The organism is Halorubrum trapanicum (genome assembly GCF_017873555.1).
Lineage (GTDB): Archaea > Halobacteriota > Halobacteria > Halobacteriales > Haloferacaceae > Halorubrum > Halorubrum trapanicum.
Map to the genome: position 1 here is coordinate 64,332 of NZ_JAGGKE010000007.1, position 22,001 is coordinate 86,332.

Annotated in this window: 25 protein-coding genes and 1 tRNA gene; 12 read left to right on the forward strand and 14 right to left on the reverse strand. The window is 69.8% G+C overall.

From position 1 onward, the window contains the following. Nucleotides 1–49 precede the first annotated feature (49 nt). Complete coding sequence (locus tag J2744_RS09240; RefSeq protein WP_209547059.1) at nucleotides 50–1,300, reverse strand: MFS transporter; 1,251 nt, start codon at nucleotides 1,298–1,300, stop codon at nucleotides 50–52. A 78-nt stretch (nucleotides 1,301–1,378) separates the two neighbouring features. Next, nucleotides 1,379–2,236, reverse strand: a complete 858-nt coding sequence (locus J2744_RS09245; protein WP_209547063.1) for a hypothetical protein — start codon at nucleotides 2,234–2,236, stop codon at nucleotides 1,379–1,381. A gap of 104 nt (nucleotides 2,237–2,340) precedes the next feature. Between J2744_RS09245 and J2744_RS09250 the strand changes: the two genes are divergently transcribed. Continuing rightward, on the forward strand, nucleotides 2,341–2,736 hold the full coding sequence (locus J2744_RS09250) for a CopG family ribbon-helix-helix protein (RefSeq protein WP_209547066.1): 396 nt from the start codon (nucleotides 2,341–2,343) through the stop codon (nucleotides 2,734–2,736). 225 nt (nucleotides 2,737–2,961) lie between these two features. On the opposite strand, the gene J2744_RS09255 is transcribed toward J2744_RS09250, so the two are convergent. From J2744_RS09255 to J2744_RS09285, 7 genes are all read right to left on the reverse strand, one after another. Next, the gene (locus J2744_RS09255; RefSeq protein WP_209547069.1) at nucleotides 2,962–3,501 is read right to left on the reverse strand and encodes a hypothetical protein; all 540 of its coding nucleotides are present in this window, start codon (nucleotides 3,499–3,501) and stop codon (nucleotides 2,962–2,964) included. Further along, complete coding sequence (locus tag J2744_RS09260) at nucleotides 3,502–3,822, reverse strand: hypothetical protein (protein WP_209547072.1); 321 nt, start codon at nucleotides 3,820–3,822, stop codon at nucleotides 3,502–3,504. It lies immediately after the preceding gene. 177 nt (nucleotides 3,823–3,999) lie between these two features. After that, nucleotides 4,000–4,293 (reverse strand): chorismate mutase, encoded by a 294-nt coding sequence (locus J2744_RS09265; protein ID WP_209547075.1) that lies wholly within the window; start codon nucleotides 4,291–4,293, stop codon nucleotides 4,000–4,002. A 37-nt stretch (nucleotides 4,294–4,330) separates the two neighbouring features. Next, complete coding sequence (locus tag J2744_RS09270) at nucleotides 4,331–5,224, reverse strand: shikimate kinase (protein WP_209547077.1); 894 nt, start codon at nucleotides 5,222–5,224, stop codon at nucleotides 4,331–4,333. Nucleotides 5,225–5,311: 87 nt separating this feature from the next. Beyond that, on the reverse strand, nucleotides 5,312–6,007 hold the full coding sequence (locus J2744_RS09275; RefSeq protein ID WP_209547080.1) for a hypothetical protein: 696 nt from the start codon (nucleotides 6,005–6,007) through the stop codon (nucleotides 5,312–5,314). Beyond that, nucleotides 6,004–6,465: a hypothetical protein gene (locus tag J2744_RS09280; RefSeq protein WP_209547083.1), complete on the reverse strand. Its 462-nt coding sequence runs from the start codon at nucleotides 6,463–6,465 to the stop codon at nucleotides 6,004–6,006. The genes J2744_RS09275 and J2744_RS09280 overlap by 4 nt, the downstream gene beginning before the upstream one ends. Next, entirely contained in the window at nucleotides 6,462–7,829 is a 1,368-nt protein-coding gene (locus J2744_RS09285; RefSeq protein ID WP_209547086.1) for a hypothetical protein, read from the reverse strand. Before J2744_RS09285 ends, J2744_RS09280 begins: the two co-directional genes overlap by 4 nt. Before the next feature lie 178 nt (nucleotides 7,830–8,007). Between J2744_RS09285 and J2744_RS09290 the strand changes: the two genes are divergently transcribed. The 4 genes from J2744_RS09290 to J2744_RS09305 all read left to right on the forward strand — a co-directional run bounded on the left by J2744_RS09290 (nucleotide 8,008) and on the right by J2744_RS09305 (nucleotide 9,351). Then, nucleotides 8,008–8,466, forward strand: coding sequence for a DUF5796 family protein (locus tag J2744_RS09290; RefSeq protein ID WP_209547089.1), 459 nt, complete (start codon nucleotides 8,008–8,010; stop codon nucleotides 8,464–8,466). Nucleotides 8,467–8,503: 37 nt separating this feature from the next. Next, nucleotides 8,504–8,743 carry a DUF7508 domain-containing protein gene (locus J2744_RS09295; protein ID WP_209547092.1) on the forward strand — a complete coding sequence of 80 codons (240 nt, stop codon included), beginning with the start codon at nucleotides 8,504–8,506 and terminating at the stop codon, nucleotides 8,741–8,743. Between the two features lie 84 nt (nucleotides 8,744–8,827). After that, on the forward strand, nucleotides 8,828–9,208 hold the full coding sequence (locus tag J2744_RS09300; protein ID WP_209547095.1) for a ferredoxin: 381 nt from the start codon (nucleotides 8,828–8,830) through the stop codon (nucleotides 9,206–9,208). 58 nt (nucleotides 9,209–9,266) lie between these two features. Further along, nucleotides 9,267–9,351, forward strand: a tRNA-Leu gene (locus J2744_RS09305). A 571-nt stretch (nucleotides 9,352–9,922) separates the two neighbouring features. Here the strand turns inward: J2744_RS09305 and J2744_RS09310 are convergent. Then, nucleotides 9,923–10,393: a MoaD/ThiS family protein gene (locus tag J2744_RS09310; RefSeq protein WP_209547098.1), complete on the reverse strand. Its 471-nt coding sequence runs from the start codon at nucleotides 10,391–10,393 to the stop codon at nucleotides 9,923–9,925. Between the two features lie 240 nt (nucleotides 10,394–10,633). Here J2744_RS09310 and J2744_RS09315 point away from each other — a divergent pair, with 240 nt between their 5' ends. After that, a complete protein-coding gene (locus J2744_RS09315; protein WP_209547101.1) occupies nucleotides 10,634–12,922 on the forward strand; it encodes a nitric-oxide reductase large subunit in 2,289 nt (762 codons plus the stop codon). 194 nt (nucleotides 12,923–13,116) lie between these two features. Here J2744_RS09315 and J2744_RS09320 read toward each other — a convergent pair whose 3' ends face one another. The 4 genes from J2744_RS09320 to J2744_RS09335 form a co-directional block, all read right to left on the reverse strand. Then, entirely contained in the window at nucleotides 13,117–14,559 is a 1,443-nt protein-coding gene (locus J2744_RS09320; protein ID WP_209547104.1) for a S8 family peptidase, read from the reverse strand. A 52-nt stretch (nucleotides 14,560–14,611) separates the two neighbouring features. Beyond that, nucleotides 14,612–15,523 carry a 1,4-dihydroxy-2-naphthoyl-CoA synthase gene (locus J2744_RS09325; RefSeq protein WP_209547107.1) on the reverse strand — a complete coding sequence of 304 codons (912 nt, stop codon included), beginning with the start codon at nucleotides 15,521–15,523 and terminating at the stop codon, nucleotides 14,612–14,614. A gap of 181 nt (nucleotides 15,524–15,704) precedes the next feature. After that, nucleotides 15,705–15,944, reverse strand: a complete 240-nt coding sequence (locus J2744_RS09330) for a hypothetical protein (RefSeq protein ID WP_209547110.1) — start codon at nucleotides 15,942–15,944, stop codon at nucleotides 15,705–15,707. 108 nt (nucleotides 15,945–16,052) lie between these two features. Further along, nucleotides 16,053–16,826 (reverse strand): GTP cyclohydrolase III, encoded by a 774-nt coding sequence (locus J2744_RS09335; RefSeq protein ID WP_209547113.1) that lies wholly within the window; start codon nucleotides 16,824–16,826, stop codon nucleotides 16,053–16,055. 151 nt (nucleotides 16,827–16,977) lie between these two features. Between J2744_RS09335 and J2744_RS09340 the strand changes: the two genes are divergently transcribed. The 6 genes from J2744_RS09340 (at nucleotide 16,978) to J2744_RS09365 (ending at nucleotide 21,984) form a co-directional block, all read left to right on the forward strand. Further along, nucleotides 16,978–17,757: an HAD-IIA family hydrolase gene (locus tag J2744_RS09340; RefSeq protein ID WP_209547116.1), complete on the forward strand. Its 780-nt coding sequence runs from the start codon at nucleotides 16,978–16,980 to the stop codon at nucleotides 17,755–17,757. Between the two features lie 274 nt (nucleotides 17,758–18,031). Next, the gene (locus J2744_RS09345; protein ID WP_209547119.1) at nucleotides 18,032–19,366 is read left to right on the forward strand and encodes a DUF92 domain-containing protein; all 1,335 of its coding nucleotides are present in this window, start codon (nucleotides 18,032–18,034) and stop codon (nucleotides 19,364–19,366) included. Between the two features lies 1 nt (nucleotide 19,367). Further along, nucleotides 19,368–19,796, forward strand: a complete 429-nt coding sequence (locus J2744_RS09350; RefSeq protein WP_209547122.1) for a GNAT family N-acetyltransferase — start codon at nucleotides 19,368–19,370, stop codon at nucleotides 19,794–19,796. 111 nt (nucleotides 19,797–19,907) lie between these two features. Then, on the forward strand, nucleotides 19,908–20,291 hold the full coding sequence (gene hisI / locus J2744_RS09355) for a phosphoribosyl-AMP cyclohydrolase (protein ID WP_209547124.1): 384 nt from the start codon (nucleotides 19,908–19,910) through the stop codon (nucleotides 20,289–20,291). 3 nt (nucleotides 20,292–20,294) lie between these two features. Beyond that, nucleotides 20,295–21,488 (forward strand): DUF7118 family protein, encoded by a 1,194-nt coding sequence (locus tag J2744_RS09360; RefSeq protein ID WP_209547127.1) that lies wholly within the window; start codon nucleotides 20,295–20,297, stop codon nucleotides 21,486–21,488. 97 nt (nucleotides 21,489–21,585) lie between these two features. Beyond that, entirely contained in the window at nucleotides 21,586–21,984 is a 399-nt protein-coding gene (locus J2744_RS09365; protein WP_209547130.1) for a hypothetical protein, read from the forward strand. Nucleotides 21,985–22,001: the final 17 nt, after the last annotated feature.

The following is a 22,001-nucleotide window of genomic DNA, read 5'->3' on the forward strand; positions in this document are numbered from 1 at the left end:
GTCGGACGACAAAGTTCTCGGGGTGGCAGCGGTCGCCGGTTCGGGCGCGCTACTCCCCCATCCGGATCGGCGGCGACGCGCTCATCAGGAGCAGGCAGGCGACCCCGACGCCCGCGCCGGCGACGCCGGCCCCGACGCCGACGGCGCGGACGGCCGCCTCGAAGCCGAGCGGACGGGTCGCCAGCGCGACGGCGACGCCCATGACCACCGGGGTCGCCGTCGCCGCCGCGCGCCCGCTCCCCTCGCCGAGGCTGACGAGTCCGCCGCGGAGGTCCGCCGGCGGGAGCGTCGTGATGACGCTCCGGTAAATGGAGAGCACGAGTCCGAATCCCATCCCCATGAAGACGACGCCGACGGCGGCGACCGCGAGCGACCGAGCGAGGAAGGCGAACGCGAGCCCCGCGCCCATCGACAGGTTCGTGGCCACGAGGGGATAGAGCCGGTCGTCGAAGACGTCGGCGATCCGACCGGCCTGCGTCGCCGCGAGCGCGTACGACAGGCTCGCGAGCGCAGCGAGGACTCCCGCCTCCGCCGGCGTGTAGCCGAGCACGTCGACGACGAGGATCGAGTTGTACGTGAGGAAGCCGAACCACGCGACGTTCGCGCTCCCGCGGGCGACGACCACGGTCCACGCCCGGCGGTGCGCGACGAGCCTCCGCATGTCGCCGAGATGCGTCCGGATCCCCGCCTCTGATCCCTCCGCTCCCGCCTCGTCGAGCGGCTCCTCGAAGGAGGCGTAGACGACCGCCGCGATCGGGAAGGCGACGGCGTACAGCAGGAACGGGTACTGCCACGCCATCCCCACGAGCACCCCCGCGGCAAGCGGGAATACCGTCTGCGAGAGTCCGGAACCGGTGAATCGAAACCCCTGTGCGGTCGCCTCCTTCGTGCCCTCGTACAGGTCGCCGATGCTGGTGATGATGATCGGCGTGAGCGCGGCGAACCCGATCCCCTGGAGCGCGCGCAGGGCGAGCGCCGCGGTGAAGGTGGAGACGAACGCGATGGCGGTGCCGGCGAGCCCGAACCAGCAAAGCCCGAATATCAACACCGGTCGTCGCCCGTACCGGTCGGATATCACGCCCGCGATCGGGATGACGACGATGGACGGCGCGGTGAACGCCGACATCATGAGCCCGATGTTCGCCGTGGAGGCACCGAGCGGCTCGACGAGGGATCCGAGCACGGGCGAGAGGAGCGCGGTGCCGAGCGGCGGGAGCACGTTGATGAGCAGCAGCAGCTGGAAGGGTCGCTCTCGGACGATTCCGGAGTCGGCACCCGCGATCGACGAAGGCGATACCACGGCTGCTCGCACGCCGTCGCCCGGATTAAATCTACGCGTTGGAGAAACGGGACACGGGCGTCGGTGGGCGCCGGCGGCTCAGAACAGCCCGGCGATGAACCCGAGACCCATGACGACGAGAACCGCCGCGGAGAACGCGGGGAGGTACGGCGTGTACCGCTCGACCCGTTCCTGCGAGCGGTGGTAGCCCGCGATCAACAGCATCGTCAGTCCGACGATGCCCGCGATCACCGTCAGCGCGTACGCGCCCATCAGTTCGAGACAGTAGTTCGACCCGGCACACAGCGCGATGATCTCGAACTCCTCCTCGTGGGCGAACCCGAGGACGAACGCGAACCACGCGATGCCGAGGAGTCCCCGATCAGCGCTCTCGTCGAAGCCGTCGTGCGAGTGGGACTGGCCGCCGACGAACGGGAGAAGCCCCTTCAGCCGGGCGAGGCGTCCGCCGCCGTCGTCGTGGTCGTGTGAATGATCGTGGTCGTGCCCGTCGTGGCTGTGGTCGTGCCCGTCGTGGCTGTGGTCGTGCCCGTCGTGGTGGCCGCGATCACCTTCCGAGTCGTGATCGTGCGCCTTTCCGGGAGATCCGTGCGAGTGCCCGTGAAAGTACTCGCGGACGCCGAGACCGATCAGCAGCACGCCGGCCACGAGGCTGACGGGACCGCCGATCTGAACGCCGCCGAGCACCGTGATCGGCTCGTTGACCTGCGTGAGATCGAAGTAGTTCTTCGCGTAGAAGAAGGCGGCAACCATCGCGATGCTGCTGACGAGGTGACCGAAGCCGATGATGGCGCTCGCCGCGAACCCGTACAGCCACTTGTTGGTCTGATCGAGCGCGTAGGAGGCGGCGACGGGCCAGCCGTGCCCGGGTTCGACGCCGTGGACCGCGCCGAGCAGGATTGCGCCCGCGAGCGGTCCGAACAGTTCGCTTGAGAGCATCGTCGTTCGAGGGTCGGGAACGATACCGTTTAGCGGTTGTTAGTACCGAACCGGGGGAATCGTCATAACGAACCTCTTGTGTCCGGGGCCTCGACGACGAGGCGATGCGAACGAGTTTCAACATCCCCGACGGACTGATCGAGGAGTTCGACCGGGCGTGGCGAGACGAGGGGATCGAGAACCGATCGCGGGCGGTCCGGGAGGCGATGCTGGAGTTCGTCGAGTCGCACTCCCGGCTCGAAGAGACCACCGGGGAGGTCGTCGCGCTCGTCGGCTTCGACTACCGCCACCACGAGGTCATCCGGGAGCTTCACGGCGCCCAACACGAGTACCAGGACGTGATCCTCAACACGAGCCACACCCACCAGGGCGAGTGGTGTCTCGAATCGCTGTTCTGCCGCGGGGACGCCGAGCGCGTCCGCGAACTGACGTACCGGCTCCGCGACTTCGACGCCGTTCGCCGGGTGAAGGTGATGCTGATCCGTGACGGCGACGAGTAGGGCGGGAGCCGCGTCGGCCCGCGAAGACGCTACCGGCTCTCTCGTTGCTCGACCTTGTTCAGGTCGATGAAATCCACAATGGATTCTCTGGAATAGTGTCCAACAACACGTCCAATACGACAGAGTTCAGGATACAAAGAGTGTGTCTCGGTGGCGTATTTAACTGAGGTGCCCTTGCTCTACGGAGAGTCGTTCCGATCGGCTAGCGCGTGTCTAACGAGTCGATCACTTCGGATCGGGTTGCTCGTTATCGCGTTGCTGTCGAAGCGTGGACTGCGCCCGCTCGACGTAGGAGTTTGACGACCAACTACGAGCGTCACTCATCTCGGCCAAAAACCCGTCGGCAGCGTCCGGCAAGATCGCGTCGTTGCGAACCAGTGCGGTGAGGAGGATGGGCGTCGTGACAAGGCGGGTCTCGGCCAGCGAGGCGTGGACGAGCGCAAGTCGATTGAACTCGTCACAGAGCAGTTGCACGGCGTCGATATCGTTCGCCAGCGTGACCGCCGCGTTCTCGCCGTCGTCCAGCGGGAACGTCTCGTCCAGTTCGATGGAACAAGTCTCCAACGCAGAGCGACGGCCGAGAACCGCCTGTGCCGCCTCGCCGGACGCGTCGTCGTAGGACGCCGTCTCGGTGAGTTCGTCGACGACCTGCGCTGGGACGACCACGGTGTGCGAATCGAGGAGAAGGTCGAGTGGATTCGGTGAGGTGCCCGCCACCGTCCCGAGGCTTACCAGAGCCGACGTGTCGGCGACTATCAGAACCATCTACGAGTCGGCCAGCTCCTCCGTGACCTCGTCCACGAATTCGTCGGTCAGTTGCTCTTTCAGCAGCCGGAAGTTGGCGGCCTCCTCGTGCCCGACGAGGTCTTTCAGTTCCTCAAACGTGATGTCGTCGTCGTAGAAGGCCTCCGCGATCTCCTGTTTCACCTCGTCGGAGTGCGCGGCGTCCCGCAGGTAGTCCCGAAGCGCGGAGATGAGGATGTCCGTCCGATCCGTCTCGAACACCGCAGCGAGCGCGTCGGCCCGGTTTACTAGTCCCCTCGGTGCACGGAACTGGACGCGCTTCTTTTTGGACTCGGAACTCATATGTGTACATTGTGAGTTCGGGGGCAAAACGCTTGCCCTCTTGTCACTACCACATCCTTCGGAGCCACCGAAACCGGACATGGTGTTTTTGATCGAGCCTGAATCGAAAGAGCAGCTATCGGAAGAATCTTCGAGAACTAAACGGGCTCCATACGGCTTGTAACGTCGAACTTCGCGCTATCGACTCTCCCGCTGCTCCACCTTGTTCAACTCGATCAGCAGCCGGAAGATCGCCTTCACGAGGTTGGCGTCCACGTCGAAGCGCTCGGCGTTCTCGCCGGCGCGCTCCATCACGCGCTCCTCTTGGCCCTCGTCAGTTGTCGGGAGGTCTCGTTCGTCTTTCACGGCCGCGACCGTGTCGGCGACGTAGGTCCGCCGGGCGATCAGTTCGACGATCTCGCGGTCGATGTCCTCAATCTCGTGTCGCAGTTCGTCGAGGCTCCGGTCCTCGGTGTTGGGTGTGTCGCTCATTGGTAGTGGGGTCGGTGGGTAATGTGCTCGCGGGTGCTCACTCGACGGCCGCACCGTCGTTTCTGGTCGTCGTTCGTCGCAGCGTCCCGAGGCGGTCGCCCCACGCGTCGGCGACCGCGTCGAGGTCGGTCTCGGGGTCGGCAGGGTCCGCGACGGCGACGACGCTCGGGCCGGTGCCCGACAGCGACACCGCGGTCGTGTGCGGCATCGCCTCGACGGCGGGGTCGGCGTCGAACCCGAGCGCGGCCGAGAACGCCAGCCCGTTCACCGTCATCGCCTCGCCGTACCGCCCGTCGAGCGCGAGGTCGGCGACGAGGTCCGCCATCGGCGCCACGGCCTCGCAGCGCGCCACGTCGGCGTCCGCGCTGTACGCGCGCTCGGGCGGGGTCCAGATCAGGACCTCCCAGTCGACGGTCTCGCGGACGCGTAGTTCGTCGGCGTCGTTGTCTGTGACGGTGACGCCGCCGAGCATCGACGCGGTCGCGTCGTCGAACGCGCCGGTGACGGTGACGCCGGCCTCGCGAGCCGCGCGCACGCCCAGCCGGCACGCTTCGAGGCGAGTGACGTCGACCGCGGGGTCGTCCGGATCGTCGCCGACCGCGAGTCCGAGCGCGTCGCAGGTCGCGAGGACGGTCGCGTTGGCGGCCGCGCTGGAGCTTTTCAGCCCCGCCGCCAGCGGCACGTCGCTGTCGGTGCGGACCGTGCCCCCCTCGCCGCCGCCCCACCGCTCGGTCGCGAGGGCGACGCAGCGCTCGATCAGGTCGGTGTCGGCGTCGGCGTCCTCGGCGATTTCGCCCGCGACGCCGTCGGCCGCGGGGTCGAGTTCGACGGTCGCGCGCGTCTCGACGTCGATGCCGAACGCCGCGCCCGTGCCGGTCGCGAGCGCGTTCAACACGGTTCCGGCGCCGAGCGCCGCCGCCCGTCCCTCCATGGCTTCACGCTCGCGAGCGCGGACAAAGAGGTAGCGATCACGGCGAGTCTCTCTCCCGAGCGGACCGCGGTCGCGGCCCCCACCGCCTCAGACCGGCTCCGCGCGCCTGACCGCCGCGTCGACCGCGTATCGGTCCGGGTCGGGACGAACGTTGCTCCGTCGACTCGGGAACGTGATCTCCAGCGTGAACTGCCGTGTCCGCGACCCGTCGAACCGGTCGTCAGACGGGAATCGTCGCGTGACCTTCCCGAACCCGACGGAATCGCGCTTTTCCGACCCCGCCGGCGTCGGATACGCGTCGACGCGGAACTCGACCGTGCCGTACTCGAACCGACCCGCGTTCTCGACGGTCAGACGAGCGTCGACCGTCGTCCGTCCCCCGCTTTCCGTTACGTCCAGCACCGTGGCGTCGGTGACCACGAGACCGGACCCGTCGGGACCGACCTCGTCAGGGGTCGGTTCCTCGGCGTCGCCGCCCGCCTCGCCGCCGGATCCCCCGCCGTCACCGCCGGACCCGTCGCCGCCCGCGTCCGAGTCGTCGCCGCCCACGCCCGAGTCGTCGCCGCCCACGCCCGAGTCGTCGCCGCCCGCGCCCGAGTCGTCGCCGCCCGTTCCGTCCTCCGTCTGTCGCGCGGCGGCCCCGTCTTCCTCCTCCGAGGTCACGAGACAGCCGGCGAGCAGTCCGGTGGCCCCGCCCGCGAGGACGCCCCGCCGCGACGCGCGTCGGACGGGTCGGTCGGGTCGGTCGTCGTCGCGGTCCGCTCCGTCCCGGTTTCGGGTCATCGCATCACTCCTCCGAGGACTCCGGCCGACGCGCCGACGGCCCCGGAGACGAACGCCGTCGCGAGCGTCGGCACGAGCGCGTCGGCCAGCCCGTGCGCCTGCGTCGCGGCGTCGCCCTGCGAGACGACGATAACCGTGACCGCGATCAGCCCGTACGCCAGCGCGCCGAGACCGGTTCCGAGTCCGCAGGTCGTCGCCGCGGAGACGACGCCGCGGGCGCGCGACCCGACGAGCACGCCGAGGACCCCGGCCAGCGGGACCGCGGCGACGAGGACGGTCGCGGTCACGGCGAGGTACGACTGCGCGACGAACACCGGTCCGAACCGCGCGGTCTCGCCGGTCGCGGCGGTCGCCAGCGCGGCCTCCGCCCAGCCCGTCGCGGCCGCGCCGACGATGCCGACGCCGGCGCCGACGAGCGCGAAGGCCGCGGCCACGAGACCGACTTCGTTCGCGTTCACGCGCCGGTCACCCACCCGTGCCGCAGTCTGCCGTGCCAGCCGGTCCGCTCCTCCCACGCGTCGCCGGAGAAGCCGGTCGCGAGGAGGAACTCCCCCGCCCGGACGACGTAGCCGTACTGGATGCCGGCGTGCTCGTCGAAGCCGTACCGCTCGCCCTCCGCCTCGCGGTGGTAGAACCGGTACCAGGCGGTCGGGCCGTCGTCGACGTCGGCGATCGCCTCGCTTCCGCCGTCGGCGGCGGTGCCGTTTTCGGTCGCCGAACTGTTCCCGCTGAAGTCGGAGCCGGCGAGCGTCGCCTCGGGGTCGATGGCGGCTCGTCCCTCCGTCGACCCCGCTTCGAGAGCGGTCGAGAGCCGCGCCTCGGCGGTCTCCGCGTCCGGATACCGCTGGACGTAGGCCGGAACGCCGTCGAGTTCGCGGGCCCAGCCCTCGAACGCCTCTCGGCGTCGGTTCCCGGCGGGAGGGCGGTCCGCGAACGCGACGAACAGCTCCTCGATCCGGTCCGCCGACTGCGGGATCGGGCCGAGCCGGGCGCGCAGTTCTCGTTGTCGCTCGGGAGCGAACGCGTCGCCGTAGATCCGCGGCACGTCGTCGCGGTCGAGTCCGTCGCCGTACGGCCGGTGTGCGAACGTCGAGAAGCCGCGGCTCGCGACGGCGAGTTCGACGAGCGTCCCGGACGTGACGCGCCCGCGCTCCCCGTCGTCCGTCGGCAGCGGCGCCAGCAGCCGACGGAACAGACGGTTGTGAATCGGGTCTCGGGAGAACTCCTCCTCGACGTAGATGGCGGTTCCGATGCTCGCGAGGTCGGTACGCATGCGGTCGAGTTCCTCGAGGGCGCGGTCGACGTCGTCGCGGGGCGCGAAATCGCGCAGAACGTCGACGTGACGGTCGACGCGGGCGCGGATCCGCGGCCCGGGCGAGAAGTGGGGTTCGAGGGCTTCCACCGCGCGCGAGGCGGCGGTCTCGCCGGCGGCCGCGACCGCCTCCACCTGTTCGGCCGTGATCGTCGCCTCCTCGTCGACGGTTTCGCGGACCGATCGGACGGTCGAGACCGCGTCGGCGACCGCGTCGCGGTAGGTCGCGACCGCGTCCGGGTACTCGGTCGCGAACCACACCGCGTCGTCGACGACCGCGCGGGTCGCGTCCGCCAGCGCGGGATTGACTTCCGGCGGGTCGCCGTCGGCGTCCGCCGGATCGTCGGGAGGGCCGTCATCGGGCGGGTCGTCGTCGGAGTCGCCGCCGTCGCCCGGCGCGTCGGCGCCCTCGGGGGCGTCGGGGTACTCGACGCCCTCGACGCCGAGACACCCGGCGGTCCCGACGAGGGCGGCGCCGACCCCCAGAAGCGTCCGTCGCGTCCGTTCCATGACACGCACTCCCCGCGGCAGGAACTTAAATGTGGCACGCCGATTCTCGCGGCTGAGGGCGCCCCCGCCGTGCGGCGTTTCGGGCGGTCGTCCGCCGCCGCGTTCGGGAACGGTCCGTCGCAGTCCGGCGCGAGGCCCGAGCGCGTCCCTTTTGAGGCCGGCACCCGGAGCGTGGCGTATGTCCGCGCCATCACGCAGCGACGTGCCGCCGACGTCGATCGGCGTCGACCTCCGCGAGGAGGGCGTCGTCGTCGAGTACCTCGACGGCCGGACGACCCTCTACCGGGGCGTCCCCGAGTCGGCCGAGGGGTCGGTGACCGCCGGTCCCGGCAAGGAGACCCACGTGCTCGTCACCGACCCGACGGAGACGGAGGGCGTGATGACGTACGTGAACGACTACAAGACCGACGACGAGATCCTCGAAGACTCCGGCGTCGGCCGCGTCATCGTCGAGGACGGCGAGCGCGACGAGGTGTTCCCCGGCGTGATCGTCGGCCGCGACGGCCAGCGCAACGAGGTCGTCGCCGACCCCGAGATCGCCGGCGGGCGCGTGTTCGTCTTCGTCGAGGACGGCTGGACCGAGGGGAGCTACGAGATCGTCGAGGGTCCCGAAGACGGGCTCGACGCCCACCGGTGACGCCGACGAGCGCGCGGCCGGCCGGGGAGTCGACGCGATGAGCCTCGCGAAACCCTGGCGCGACCTCGACCGCTCGACGGTCGGGAGCGTCCCGAGCCGCTACGCGCTGTACGAACTCGGGGACGCCGACGGCGAGACGGTCGGGTTCGGAACCGGGATCCTCCGCGAGGAACTGAAGGAGGCGCTCGCGTACGGCGACGCCGCGAAGGTCCGGTGGGAGTTGGCCGACTCGCTCGACCACGCCGAGCGCCTGCTCGCGGAACACGTCGAGGAGTGACCGCCTCGTCCGCCTCGACGTGACCGTCCCGAGCGCGCGGGAACGACCGACAGACGAAAGTCCCGCGGCCGCCGAGGGAGCGACATGAGCGACGAGGCCGAGACCGACGGCGGCGACGAGGCCGCGACCGACGGCGGCGACGAGGTGCTCCGCGCCAGCGACCTCGGCGGCGAGGGGCCGCCGGTCGACGAGAAGCCCTACAAGATCGTCTTCGAGGCGAACAAGTGCTTCGGGGCGGGGAAGTGCGCGGAGGTCGCGGACAACTGGGTGATGGACGTGGTGAGCGGGATGGCGAAGCCGGAGACGTACTACATCGGCGAGGACGATTTGGAGGAGAACGTCCGCGCGGCCGAGGCGTGTCCCGCCAAGAAGGAGGCGGGCGTGATCCACGTCGTCGACCGCCGGACGGACGAGGAGATAGCGCCGGATCCGCACGGCGACGGGACGCTCTCGGTCGACTGGTAGCGCGTTCCGCCCGGTGTTCCGAAAGGCGTTTCACCTCGCCGCGGATACCCGAATCCGCGCGGGGGTGGCTGAGCCTGGCCAAAAGCGGCGGACTTAAGATCCGCTCCTGTAGAGGTTCGAGGGTTCGAATCCCTTCCCCCGCATATCGCGGCGCTCACACATCGTGAGCGCCGCGTCTGGATTAGAAGGAATTCGAAGCAGGGAGGTCGCGCGCAGCGAAGCGAGCACGTCCGACTGTGGTTCGAATCCCTTCCCCCGCACTCCTGCGGCGAGCAACCCGCGAGTGACGACGACGATTTTATAAATAGACCGCGGTGCGGTGGCGCGTGCCTCCGAGCGCCCAGCGGGCGCGAGGAGCACGCGCGAGGGAGTCGCGAACGCCCGCAGGGCGTGAGCGACGAGGCTGGGGAGGCGTGAGGCTGCGGTCGCTGTGCGGTGCGGGGTGGGACTCAAAGGGGCAGTCGCGAGGCGGGCGCAGGCGAAGCAAGCACCGAAGCGAGTGAGCGGAGCGAACGAGCGAGGCGCACAGCGAGCGTGCGCCCGCCTCGCGACTGGGGCTTTAGAGGTGTTCGAGGTCGGACGATCTCCGACCGAGTAGCGCCTCGCGACTGGGGCTTTGGAAGTTTCCCGCCTATTCACAGTCAATCATTTATAAACAGGCGCCGGAGGTTTTGAGAATATCACCGTAACTCTGGTGACATCGGTCTGTCCAGATTAACAGCAGAACATGAACGGGTAGACGAGCGCGACGCGGTCGCCATCCTCCAGTTCCGTGTCGAAGCCCTGCTCGTTCTCGTTGAAGTGACCGTTCACGAGGATCCGGGCGTACGCGATGGTCTGCTCGCCGACTGGGTTCTTCGACCACGTCCCCGGAAGCTCCTCCGGCGTCGGCGCCCAGCCGCTGTGGGTCGCGTCCGACTCGGACTCCGCGATCAGCATGTCCTGGAGCTGGGGGTAGTCCTCGAACAGCTCGTCGAGGAACGCGCGGAGGGTGTCGCCCCCGAAGGTGTACTCGAACTCGTACACGCCGAGCTCCGTGCGCACGTGGCCGGTACACCGGACGGTGACGGTCGTCTCCGCCTCGGTCGCGGTCGCCTCCGTCTCGTCCCCGCCGGGTTCCGTTTCGGCCGCGCTCCGCTCCGACTCGGCCGCGGGCGGGTCTGCCATCTCGCTGGTCCGGGCCATATTCGGAGGTACGCGACTGTTCCGGGTAAGACGGGTGACGAACATGTTCGCAGGGATTTCGACCGCGGCGGAGCGGAGTCGGGCGGGCGGGACCGATACCGCGCGAAGCGCGTCCGGGGGCCGCCAGTTCGCCGCCGATATCGGTCGAGACCGCCCGACTGAAGCGCTTTCGGCGGTCGGGAAACCGACCGAACATGTTGCCGGCAAACTCATAGGGCGTCTCGCCGGTACGCACACCCGATGGAACTCACGCGCAAGACGATAGCGAAGGTGATCGTCGCGGCGTTCCTGCTCAACCTGGTCGTGATGGGCGCCGGGGCGTGGTTCGCGTATCAGGAGGCGCCGCCGATCCCCGACGAGGTCGTCGGTCCCGACGGCGAGACGGTCGTCACCGGGACCGAGGTCCAAGACGGGAAGGAGGCGTTCCAACAGTACGGGCTGATGAACCACGGGTCGATACTCGGCAACGGGGCGTACTACGGCGAGGACTACACCGCCGAGACGCTGGAGTTGAAGACCCAACACATGCGCGAGTACTACGCCGACGCCGAGTACGGCGCGGCGTACGGCGACCTCGACTCCGGCGAGCAGTCGCGGATCGACGCGCTCGTCCGCGACGAACTCGACCAGTCGCACGACGGGAGCGACACCGTGGAGTACTCCGCCGCGGAGCTGTACGCCCACGAGCAGGTGCGCGAGACGTACGTCGAGCGCTACCACGAGGGCGACCACGACCGCGGCGTCCCGGTCGAGATGATCGACTCTGAGGAAGGGGCCCGGTCGTTCGCGGACTTCGCGCTGTGGACCGCGTGGTTCTCGCACACCGACCGCCCGAACGCCGACCACTCGTACACCAACGAGTGGCCCTACTCGCCCGGCGCCGGCAACGACGCCACCGGCTCGGCGATGATCTGGAGCGTTATCGCGATGGTGCTGCTCGTCGGCGCCGCGGGCGCCGCGATATTGCTGTACAAGTCGGTGAAGCTCCCGGAACCGTCGGCGGAGGGACTCTCGGTGCCGAAGCCGGGGGACGTGAGCGTCTTCCCGAGCCAGCGCGCCGCGCTTCGGTTCATCCCCATCGCGGCGGGGCTGTTCCTGGCGCAAGTGCTGTTAGGGGGGCTGCTCGCGCACTTCTACATCGAACGGGCGGGGTTCTTCGGGGTAGAGCAGGTGTTCGGGATCCACATCCTCCAGCTCCTCCCCTTCTCCATCGCGAAGACGTGGCACATCGATCTGGGAATCTTATGGATCGCGTCGACGTGGCTCGGCGCCGGCCTGTTCCTCCCGCCGCTGCTCACCGGTCACGAGCCGAAGCGGCAGGGAGCGTACGTGAACGTCCTGCTCGGCGCGCTCGTCGTCGTCGTGGTCGGCGGGATGAGCGGCATCTGGCTCGGCGCGAACGGCTACCTCCCCGGCGAGCTCTGGTGGCTGCTCGGCAACGAGGGGCTGGAGTACCTCGAAGTCGGGAAGGTGTGGCAGGGCGGCCTGCTCGTCGGGTTCGTCCTCTGGGCGGTCCTCGCGATCCGCGGCCTGAAGCCGCTGCTCGACCGCGAGCCGGTGTACGGGCTGGCGCACATGATCCTCTACGCGGGCGGCTCGATCACCCTGCTGTTCGTCGCCGGCTTCATGTTCACGCCGTCGACGAACATCGCCGTCACGGAGTTCTGGCGCTGGTGGGTCGTCCACATGTGGGTCGAGGGCGCCTTCGAGTTCTTCATCGTCGCCATCATCGGGCTGACCTTGGTGTCGATGAACCTGCTCTCGCGGCGCAGCGCGGAGAAGGCGGTGATGCTCCAGGCGCTGCTCGTGATGGGAACCGGCGTCATCGGCGTCTCCCACCACTACTGGTGGATCGGGATGCCCGACTACTGGGTGCCGATCGGCAGCGTCTTCTCGACGCTGGAGCTGCTCCCGCTGATCTTCATCCTCTACGAGGCGATCGGCCAGTACCGCGCGATGAGCGAGACCGGGTTCCCGTACAAGCTCCCCTTCATGTTCATCGTCGCCAGCGGGGTGTGGAACTTCGTCGGGGCCGGCGTGCTCGGCTTCTTCATCAACCTCCCGCTGATCAACTACTACGAGCACGGGACGTACCTCACCGTCGGCCACGCCCACGCCGCGATGTTCGGCGCGTTCGGCTTCCTCGCGCTCGGCATGGTCGCGTACATGCTCCAGCTGTCGATCGACCCCGACCGCTGGGACGGTTCGTGGCTGCGCGCGTCGTTCTGGCTCTGGAACGTCGGGCTGGCGCTGATGGTGTTCGTCTCCGTGCTGCCCGTCGGCTTCCTCCAGCTCGACGTCGCGTTCACGGAAGGCTACGCCGCGGCCCGCAGCCTCGGCTTCTACGAGGGCGACCTCGTCCAGACGCTGTTCTGGGCGCGGCTCCCCGGTGACACGCTGCTCATCCTCGGGACCGCGGTCTACTTCGCGGACCTGATCCGCAAGCGGTTCGTCCTCCGTCGCTCCGAGGACGACCCCACGATCGACGACATGGCGGTCGCAGAGGGGATCGTCGGGGACGACGACTAACAGTCCCCCTCCCGTTTTCGCGAACTAACGAGAATCAGTAGCGCGGCGGTCCCACCCGGTGCCCGTTCGTCGACCGAGAGCGCGGCCTGACGCGCGTGGATGGCACCGATCGCGTCAGGCTCCTTTCGGTCGAATTACTTCCCCTTCTTCTTGCTTACTTCCCCTTCTTCTTGCTTACTTCCCCTTCTTCTTGCTTACTTCCCCTTCTTCTTGCTTACTTCCCGGACGAGGGCCTCGAGATCGAGGTGGCCCGCGCCGTGGTAGGTCTCGCCCTCGTCGGGCATGCTGGCGGTCTCCTGAATGAGGGACTCGATCTCGTCGACGGAGGCGTCGGGGCGGAGCGACCGGACGAGCGCGACCGCGCCGGCGACCTGCGGCGCCGCCATAGAGGTCCCGGCCTTCCAGCCGTAGGACGCCGTCTGTTCCCCGTCGGGACCGGCGACGTTGACCGTGGAGTAAACGAGGTCGTTGTAGGCGTCCGGGTTGGTCGCGAGCGCCTCCTGGTCGACGTTCCCGCCGGCGGCACTCACGTCGACGGCGGAGCCGTAGTTCGTGTAGAACGCCGGCTCGGTCGTCGGCTCCTCCAGCCGGTTGCCGGTGAGCCACTTGGCCTCGTTGTCGCTGTGCTTGCCCCCCCAGCCGTAGCCGATGGGACCGGTCGCGCTCACGCCGAAGACGCCGTCGGCCTCCGTCGGGAGGCTGAGGATGTTCTCTGCGTCCATGTCCAGCGACGAGTTGCCCGCGGAGTTGACGATGACAGTCCCCTGCGAGCGGACGTACTCCGCGACCTGACTGATCATCTGTTCTAAGGCGATCAGGCTCGGGTACTCGACGGTGTCGGCGACCGTGTAGCCGACGCTGTAGTTGATCGCGTCACAGCCGATCTCCGCGGCGTACTCCCAGCCGGCGAGACCGTCGCCCGCGAACCCCTCCTCGCCGGAGAACATCCGGACCGCGACGATCTCGGTGTCCGGCGCCGTGCCGAGCACGCCGCCGGCGGGACCGTCGTTGTCGTTCGTCGCGGCGATCGTTCCCGCGACGTGGGTGCCGTGGTTGCCCGCGCCGTTGGGACGGAAGTCGAAGCCGTCGCCGGTGATGTTCACCGAGAGTTCCGCGTTGACGACGCCCTCCAGGTCCGGGTGGTCGTCGTACACGCCGGAGTCGACGACGGCGACGCGGGTCCCCTCGCCCGTCGTCGCGTCGTGGACGAACTTCCCGCCGCCGGGCTTGTCGGTGAGTTCGCCGCTGACTCCCTGCTCGCGCTTGTCCCACTGGAACTCGGTGTTGCTCGGCGCGCCGTCGTGGTTGTGGCTCGCGGAGTCGCCCGCGGCCAACGGACCCTCGGCCTCGACGACGGCTCCAGCCTCGTCGTCGCTGCGGTCGATCTTCACGTCCGGCGCCGTCGCCGTCGCGCTGCCGACGCGGGTCTGATCGCCGCGAGCGACCAGCACGTCGGCCGCCGAGAGGTCGTGGACGACCTCCACGTCGTCCGGCACGTCGCTCCGGTCGACCTTCCTGAGGTTGATCAGGAACCGTTCGTCGTCTGTCGACGCCGACACGTTCCCCGTGCCGAGCGCGAGGCCGCCGAGTGTTACGCCCGCTCCTTCGAGAAACCGCCGCCTGCTATGCTGTCGCATGGCTTTCACACAGGAGACAGACGATTTACATAATAGTTTTCATACCAGAAACTTAGTAGTGCCAGGGGTACTCGCGGAACTCCGGTTCGCGGCCCTGCAAGAACGCGTCGCGGCCCTCCTGTGCCTCCTCGGTCATGTACGCGAGGCGGGTCGCCTCGCCCGCGAACACCTGCTGGCCGACCATCCCGTCGTCGGCCATGTTGAACGCGTACTTCAGCATGCGCATCGCGGTCGGCGACTTCCGAGTCATCTCGTCGGCCCACTCCAGCGCCACGTCCTCCAACTCCTCGTGTGCGACGACCTCGTTGACCATCCCCATGTCCGCGGCCTCCTCGGCAGAGTAGGTCTTCCCGCGGAAGAACACCTCGCGGGCCTTCTTCTGGCCGATCTGCTTCGCGAGGTACGCGGAGCCGAACCCGCCGTCGAAGGATCCCACGTCGGGGTCGGTCTGGAGGAACTTCCCGTGTTCCTCGCTGGCGAGGGTCATGTCGCAGACGACGTGGAGCGAGTGGCCGCCGCCGACCGCCCAGCCCGGGACGACCGCGACCACCGGCTTCGGCATGAACCGGATCAGCCGCTGGACCTCGAGGATGTGGAGCCGCCCCGCCCGCGCCGAGCGGACGAGGTCGTCGTCGTCGTCGCCCGCCTCGTCGTCGTCGCGGTACTCGTAGCCGGAGCCGCCCCGAACCGACTGGTCGCCGCCGGAACAGAACGCCCAGCCGCCGTCCTTCTCCGAGGGACCGTTCCCGGTGAGGAGGACGCAACCGATATCGGCCTGCTTGCGCGCGTGGTCGAGCGCGGCGTACAGCTCGTCGACCGTGCCGGGACGGAACGCGTTGCGGACCGCGGGGCGGTCGAAGGCGATCCGGACCGCGGGGACGTCGACGGCGCGGTGGTAGGTGATGTCGTCGAACTCGTCGGTGACGGGCTCCCACGCGTCAGGGTCGAATATCTCCGAGACCATACGGGTTCGTACGCCCGGGCCGCCCATAAACGGCGCCGGATCCACGTCCGGACCGGCGAGAGGAAGAGGAGAGCGACCGGCTCAGGAGATCGGCTCTTCGCTGCGTCCCGCGACGAGGACGGGAAGCCGGCCCCAGCGCCGGGGGCGGACGCCGAGATCCCGGCCAGTCCGCCGGAGTTCGTCAGTCGTCCTGCGCGTACGCACCCTTCGGGTGGCCCTTGTGCTGGAGGTTCCGGTTGTCGCGTTTCCGCGTCGCGGTCGCGGGGATGACTTCGCGGGCCGGATCGATCTCCGACCGCGGCATCCCGGTGTAGCCGTGGTCCGGGTGTTCGGAGCAGTGCGCCATCGCGTCGTGCGAGCCCTCCCACGGGCCCTCGTTACAGCCGTCCGCCGTACAGACGAACACTATCTCCTCTGACATGCTAACCGGAGGTTCCCGACCGGGGTATAAAAATCTCGCACACAAATTATCAGAGATGATTTCAGGCGGGGAGGCGGCCGTAAAACGACCGACTACGGGACCGCGCGGTCAGTCGCCGACGAGGGGCGCACCGAACAGCTCGACGCTCGTCCCGTCGTGTCGGCAGTCCTCGAGGGCGTGTTTGGCCGCGAAGCCGGCCTCGTGGGCGGAGGCGCCCTGACCGACGCCGACCTGAAGCTCGATGTCGACGTCCTCCTCGACTTGCTCGACCGCCGACGAGAACGCGGTCTCGGGGAGGTCGGGGCAGACCGCCACGACGTTGTCGCCGCCGACGAAGAAGGAGAGGGCGCCGTGCGCCTCGCGGAGGTGGCGCATCAGCGAGCCGTACGCCTGTTCGATGTTGATGAACGTGTCGAACTCGTTGAGCCGGTCGGTGTACTTGCCGGTCGCGTTGACCACGTCGAAGTGCGCGACTTGGAGGTCCGACCGGTCCGTCTCCGAGAGGTACTCGCCGGCGAGCACCTCGGTCCGGCTCTCGTCTTGGGCGCTGCCCGCGGTCTGGAGCCGCCGGTTCGCCGCTTCGAGCGCGTCGACGGGGCGCTCGGCGACGGCGGTGCCGAGGCTGACGCTGACCGGGTAGCGGTTGCCGATCGACTCCTGGAGGGTCGCGTGGGCCGCGCCGTCGACGCCGTTCGTCACCGCGATCATGTTGTCGAACCTGGTGAAGAAGACGTAGGCGTCGCGGTGGCCCAGGAACTGGGCGACGTCGGCGAAGAGCCGCGACTGGAGCGTCTGGAGGTCCATCTCGCGGCGCGGCTCCGGCGTCGTCGTCCACGGCCCGTAGTTGTCGATCTGGACGAGGGTCACCTGGGTCGTCGTCACAGTGGACACCGGTACGGAACGCGGCCGCTTTACCCTTCCGTTATCCCGAAGGTGGGACCTGTATCGTGTTCGTGATCGTCGGTCCCGGACGGGACCGGTCCGCCGCGGACCCGGGCGCAACCCCTACGGCCGTGGCGTCCCCACTCCGGGTATGGAATTCAGCGGCGCCGTCCTCGACGTCGACGGCACGGTGGTGCGCGGCGACGATCCGATCCCGGGCGCCCCGGCGGGATACCGGCGGCTCCGGGAGACCGGTATCGAGACCCTGTTCGTCTCGAACAACCCGACGAAGGCGCCGCCCGCGTACGTCGACCGCCTCGGCGCCGCGGGGTACGACGTCGACGCCGAGCGCGTGTTCACCGCGGGCAGCGTGACGACGCGGTACCTCCGAGAACACCACGCGAACGACGACCTGCTCTGTATCGCCGACCCCGGACTGCTCGCCCAGTTCGCGGACGCCGGTCTCTCGACGACCGACGACGTCGACGCCGCCGACGCCCTGGTCGCCTCCATCGACCGCGAGTTCGACTACGAGGACCTCTGTACGGCGCTGTGGGCCTTGGAGCGCGAGATCCCGTTCATCGGCACCGACCCCGACGTGGTGATTCCGGCCCCCGAGCGCGACGTGCCCGGGTCGGGCGCCGTGATCAACGCGATCGCGGGCGTCGCCGAGCGCGACCCCGACGCCGTCCTCGGCAAACCGTCGGACACCGCGATCGAAATGGTCCGCGAGCGGCTCCCCTACCCGCCCGAGGAGTGTCTCGTCGTCGGCGACCGGCTCGACACGGACATCGCCTTGGGCGAGCGCGCCGGGATGACCACCGTCCTCGTCCGCTCGGGCGTCACCGACGACGACGACCTCGCGGCGTCCGAACTCTCACCCGACCACGTCCTCGATCACCTCGGGGACATCGACCGCGTCGTCGGCTGAGGATCGTCTCTGAGCGGTCTATCACCTTCGCCACGTTGCCAACAGTTATATGCGAGCGAGTGTACCGCTCGCACATGGGAGTGGTTGACTCACACGAAGATCGGACCGGAGACGACGAGGAGGATCCGGAGGAGTCCGTCCGCGTGCTGGAGGGACACGCGGTCCAGTTCAACGAGTACCGATACTGACGGCGTCGTCGCGTCGGCTGCGGTCCGCGACCGACCGCCCGACGGCTGTCGGGACCGTTAAGTGGTCGTCGCGGGTAGCCGAGGGTGTGATACGGAGGCTCCGACGAGCGAGTGTTTTCGCCGCGGTGGCCGCCTTCGCGGCCCTCGCGCCGGCGCTCGGCGCCGCCGCCGCCGTTCCCTTCTTCGCCGTCGCCGGCGTCGCGTTCTTCGGAGTCCGCGACGGCGAGTGGTTCGAGACGCTCGCGCTGCCGGGCGACCGCGAGGAGGAGCGCCTCTACGGGTTCGTCTCCTTCGCGCTCGCCGGCGCCGGTCTCGCCCTGTTCGCGTCGCTGCCGCGCGCCCCGCTCCCCTACGAGGCGTTCGCGGCCGCGACGCTCGCGGTCGGCGCCGGCCGCCTCGGTCGGACGCTCGTCTCCCGGCGGACGACCGACGAGTTCCCGCTCGTCGCCGGCTACGTCGCCGCCGGGACTGCGGCCGCGCTCGTCGGACAGGTCGCCGTGCGGCTCCAGACCGGCGCCCCCGTCGACGGCGCGGCGCTTCCCCTGCTCACGTTCCTCGCCGCCGCGGCCGCGCTGACGGCCGCGCTCGTCCGCTCGCTGGTGTTCTCGCGGGACGCGCACATCACGACGATCCTCGTCGCGTTCGTGACGTGGGGGTTCCTCGCCCTGGAGCCGACAGTCGGCGCCCCCCTCATCGTCGCCGGTCTCGCGGTGACGGGCGCGCTCGGCTACGTCTCCTTCGCCATCAGCACCGCCTCGGTGGCCGGGATGCTCACCGGCGTCGTCTCGGCGCTGCTCGCGGTCGTCCTCGGCGGGGTCGGCTGGTTCCTCACGCTGATGTCCTTCTACGCGGTCGGGGGGCTGGCCTCGAAGTACCGGTTCGACGAGAAGGCCGCCCGGGGGGTCGCACAGGAGAACGAGGGGGCCCGCGGCACCGGCAACGTGCTGGCGAACTCCGCCGTCGCGCTCGCGGCGGTGGTCGGCTACGCCGCCGCGCCGCACCTCGCCGTCCCGGCCGCCCCGCTCGGCTTCGCGTTCGCGGGCGCGACGGCGACCGCGATGGCCGACACGCTCTCCTCCGAGATTGGTGGTCTCTACGACGGGCCGCGGCTGGTGACGACGCTCCGGCGCGTCGAACCCGGGACCGACGGCGCGATCACCTGGCAGGGCGAGCTGGCGGGTCTCTCCGGGGCGCTGATCGTCGGCGCGCTCGCAGCCGGCGGGGCGCCCTACCTCGACCCGGTCGCCCCCGGCGGCGTCGCCGCGGGTGGCGCGGTCGTCGCCGCCGGCGTCGCCGGGATGACCGTCGACAGCCTCCTCGGCGCCCTGATCGAGGGAGACCGGGTCGGCAACCAGACCGTGAACTTCCTCGCGACGCTCGCCGGTGCCGCCGTCGCCGTCTCGCTCTGGGCGGTGGTGTGAGATGGCGGGCGACGATATCGACCCCCGGGTCCGTCCGGGGCGGCCCGCCGACGCCGACCGGATCCGCGAGCTCCAGTCGCACCTCCGCCAGCCCAGCCCGGACCTCTTGGAGTACGGTCTCGCGGTGGGCGCCGCGCGCGTGAGCGTCGCAGACGGCCGCGTCGTCGGCTACCTGCTCTCGGTGGACGCGCCGAACCGACCGGGCGTCCACGTGGCGGAGCTCGTCGTCGCCCCCGGATTCCGGCGCGAGGGCCGCGCTCGCGCGCTGCTCGCCGCGACGGTCGCGGACGCCGACGGGCCGGTGACGCTCCAGGCGCACCCCGACAACGACGCCGCGCTCGCGCTGTACGAGTCGCTCGGCTTCGAGGTCGCTGAGCGGCGGCCGGACGCGTACGCCGACGGCGACGCGCTCGTGATGCGGCGGGAGTAGCGCGTCCGAGCCGTCCCGGGGCGGAGAGCGCCTCCGAGACGCCTCGCGGGACGCTCCCGCGCGGTGACCGCAGGCACAAGGACTATTCGAGCGCCACGCCTCCGGACAGCCATGAGTGACGCCGACGCGGAGACCGGGTCGATCGAGGTCGACTTCGGCGACGACGGGTTGGTCCCGGCGGTCGCCCAGGACGCCGACTCCGGCGAGGTGCTGATGCTCGCGCACGTCTCGCCGGAGGCGCTCTCTCGCACCCGCGAGACCGGCGAGGCCCACTACTACTCCCGGTCCCGCGAGGAGCTGTGGCACAAGGGCGGCACCTCGGGTCACACCCAGTCGGTCCGGGAGGTCCGGGTGGACTGCGACGCCGACACCCTGCTGTACCTCGTCGAGCAGGCGGGCGGCGCCTGCCACACCGGCCACCGCTCGTGTTTCCACCGGACGATAGACGGCGAGCACGTCGGGGAGCGCGTCTTCGACCCTGACGAGGTGTACTGACCGATGGCCGACGGGGACCGAAGGACCGACGGCGGCCGGACCGCCCGCGGCGACGCCGAGAGCGACGCGGACGACCCCGTCGCCGAGGCGGGCGAGGCGGCCGCGCGGCTCCGCGAGCGCTACGACGAGCTCCGCCGGACGACGTCGCGGATCGACGGCTACGGCCGCGGCCGCGTCGAGGCCGCCGCCGACGCGTACCGCCGCGCGCACCGGATCCTCGACCGGTACGAGGAGGACGCGGTCGGCTCCGGCGACTTCGAGTCGTACGTCCGCTTCCGCGGCGAGTTCGGCGACGCGGTCGACGTCGACGACGACACCCCCGCGGGCGACGCCTTCGAGGCGGCCGACGAGGCGGTCGACAAGCGCCGACTCTCGGAGTCGGACTTCGCTGCCGCCCGCGACGCGCTGGAGCCGGCCGGGGAGTTCGTCGACCTGCTGGAGGCGTACGACGACGCGGTCGACGACTACCGGGCGGCGCGGAAGGCGGCCCGCGAGGCCCGCAAGCGCCTCGAATCGCGGCTCGACGAGCTCCGCGAGGTCGCCGACATGGCCGACGCCGACCTCGACGCGGACCTCTCCCGCCTCCGCAATCCGATCGAGGCGTACGACGAGGGGATCCGCGAGGCCTTTCGGGAGTTCTTCAAGTCGGCGTCCGCCCGCGAGGTGTTCGACTTCCTCGACCGCGCGGACGGGACGCCGTTCGTCGACGTCGACGTGCCGCCGACCGACCTCGCCGAGTACGTCGAGTCGCACGCGGCCGGCGAGGAGCCGCCGGCGACCTTACTGGAGTACGCCGACTACACGAACTCCAAGCTGGAGCACTACGTCGACGACCCGGGCGCGCTCCGCACCGCGGTCGCGGTCCACCGGACGTACCTCGAACGGCTCGACGGCGAGCCGCTGACGCTCGACTGGCCGCCGAAGCCGGGCGACGAGCTCGCCTACGAGATAGACGAGCTGGTCCCGCTGGTGGGGCGGATCGCCGACGACGAGGTCGTCGCGACCCTGCGCTCGGTACGGGAGCTCGCGCGGACCGACGAGTACGAGCGGCTCCGCCGCGCGGCCGAGGTGCGCGACGCCCTCGACGAACCCGAACTGGCCCTGATCGAGCGCGGCGAGGCCGACGCGCGGGTCGCCGAGGCCGAGCGGACGCTCTCGGTCGTCGACGACGTGTTGAGCGAGACGGAGCGGGAGTGAAGGCGTCGGGGTCGGGACCGGGAGCCGGCGCGGTCGGAGCGAGGCCCCCACCGCCGCGGAGTGCGGATTTTAAGCCCCGCCGCGGCCGAGCGGTAGTATGACTCGATTCGACGCCGCGACCGAGGACGAGCGGCTGAAGCTGTTCGCCGACGCCGCGGCCGCGCACCGCGCGCGCTCCGGCGACGTGATGACCGTCGACGTCGACCCCGACAGCGACGACACCGAGGGCGGCGAGGTGCCGCCGTGGATCCAGTTGGCGGGCACCGAACTCATCATGGACTGTACCGACGAGGAGCTGGAGCGACTGAAGTCGCTGCTCTCGGAGTTCCCCGAGTTCCGGATCGACGAGCTGGTCAGCCCGGAGGAGGCGGAGGGGACGAACGCCGTCGTCACCGCGCGGTCGGACGCGAACCGGGTGGCGGGGTTCGTGGAGCGCGCGTTCCGCGAGGTGTACGAGCTCGGCGACGAGTACCGGGCGTGGGTGACGGCGATCTAAGTCACACAAATATTTGA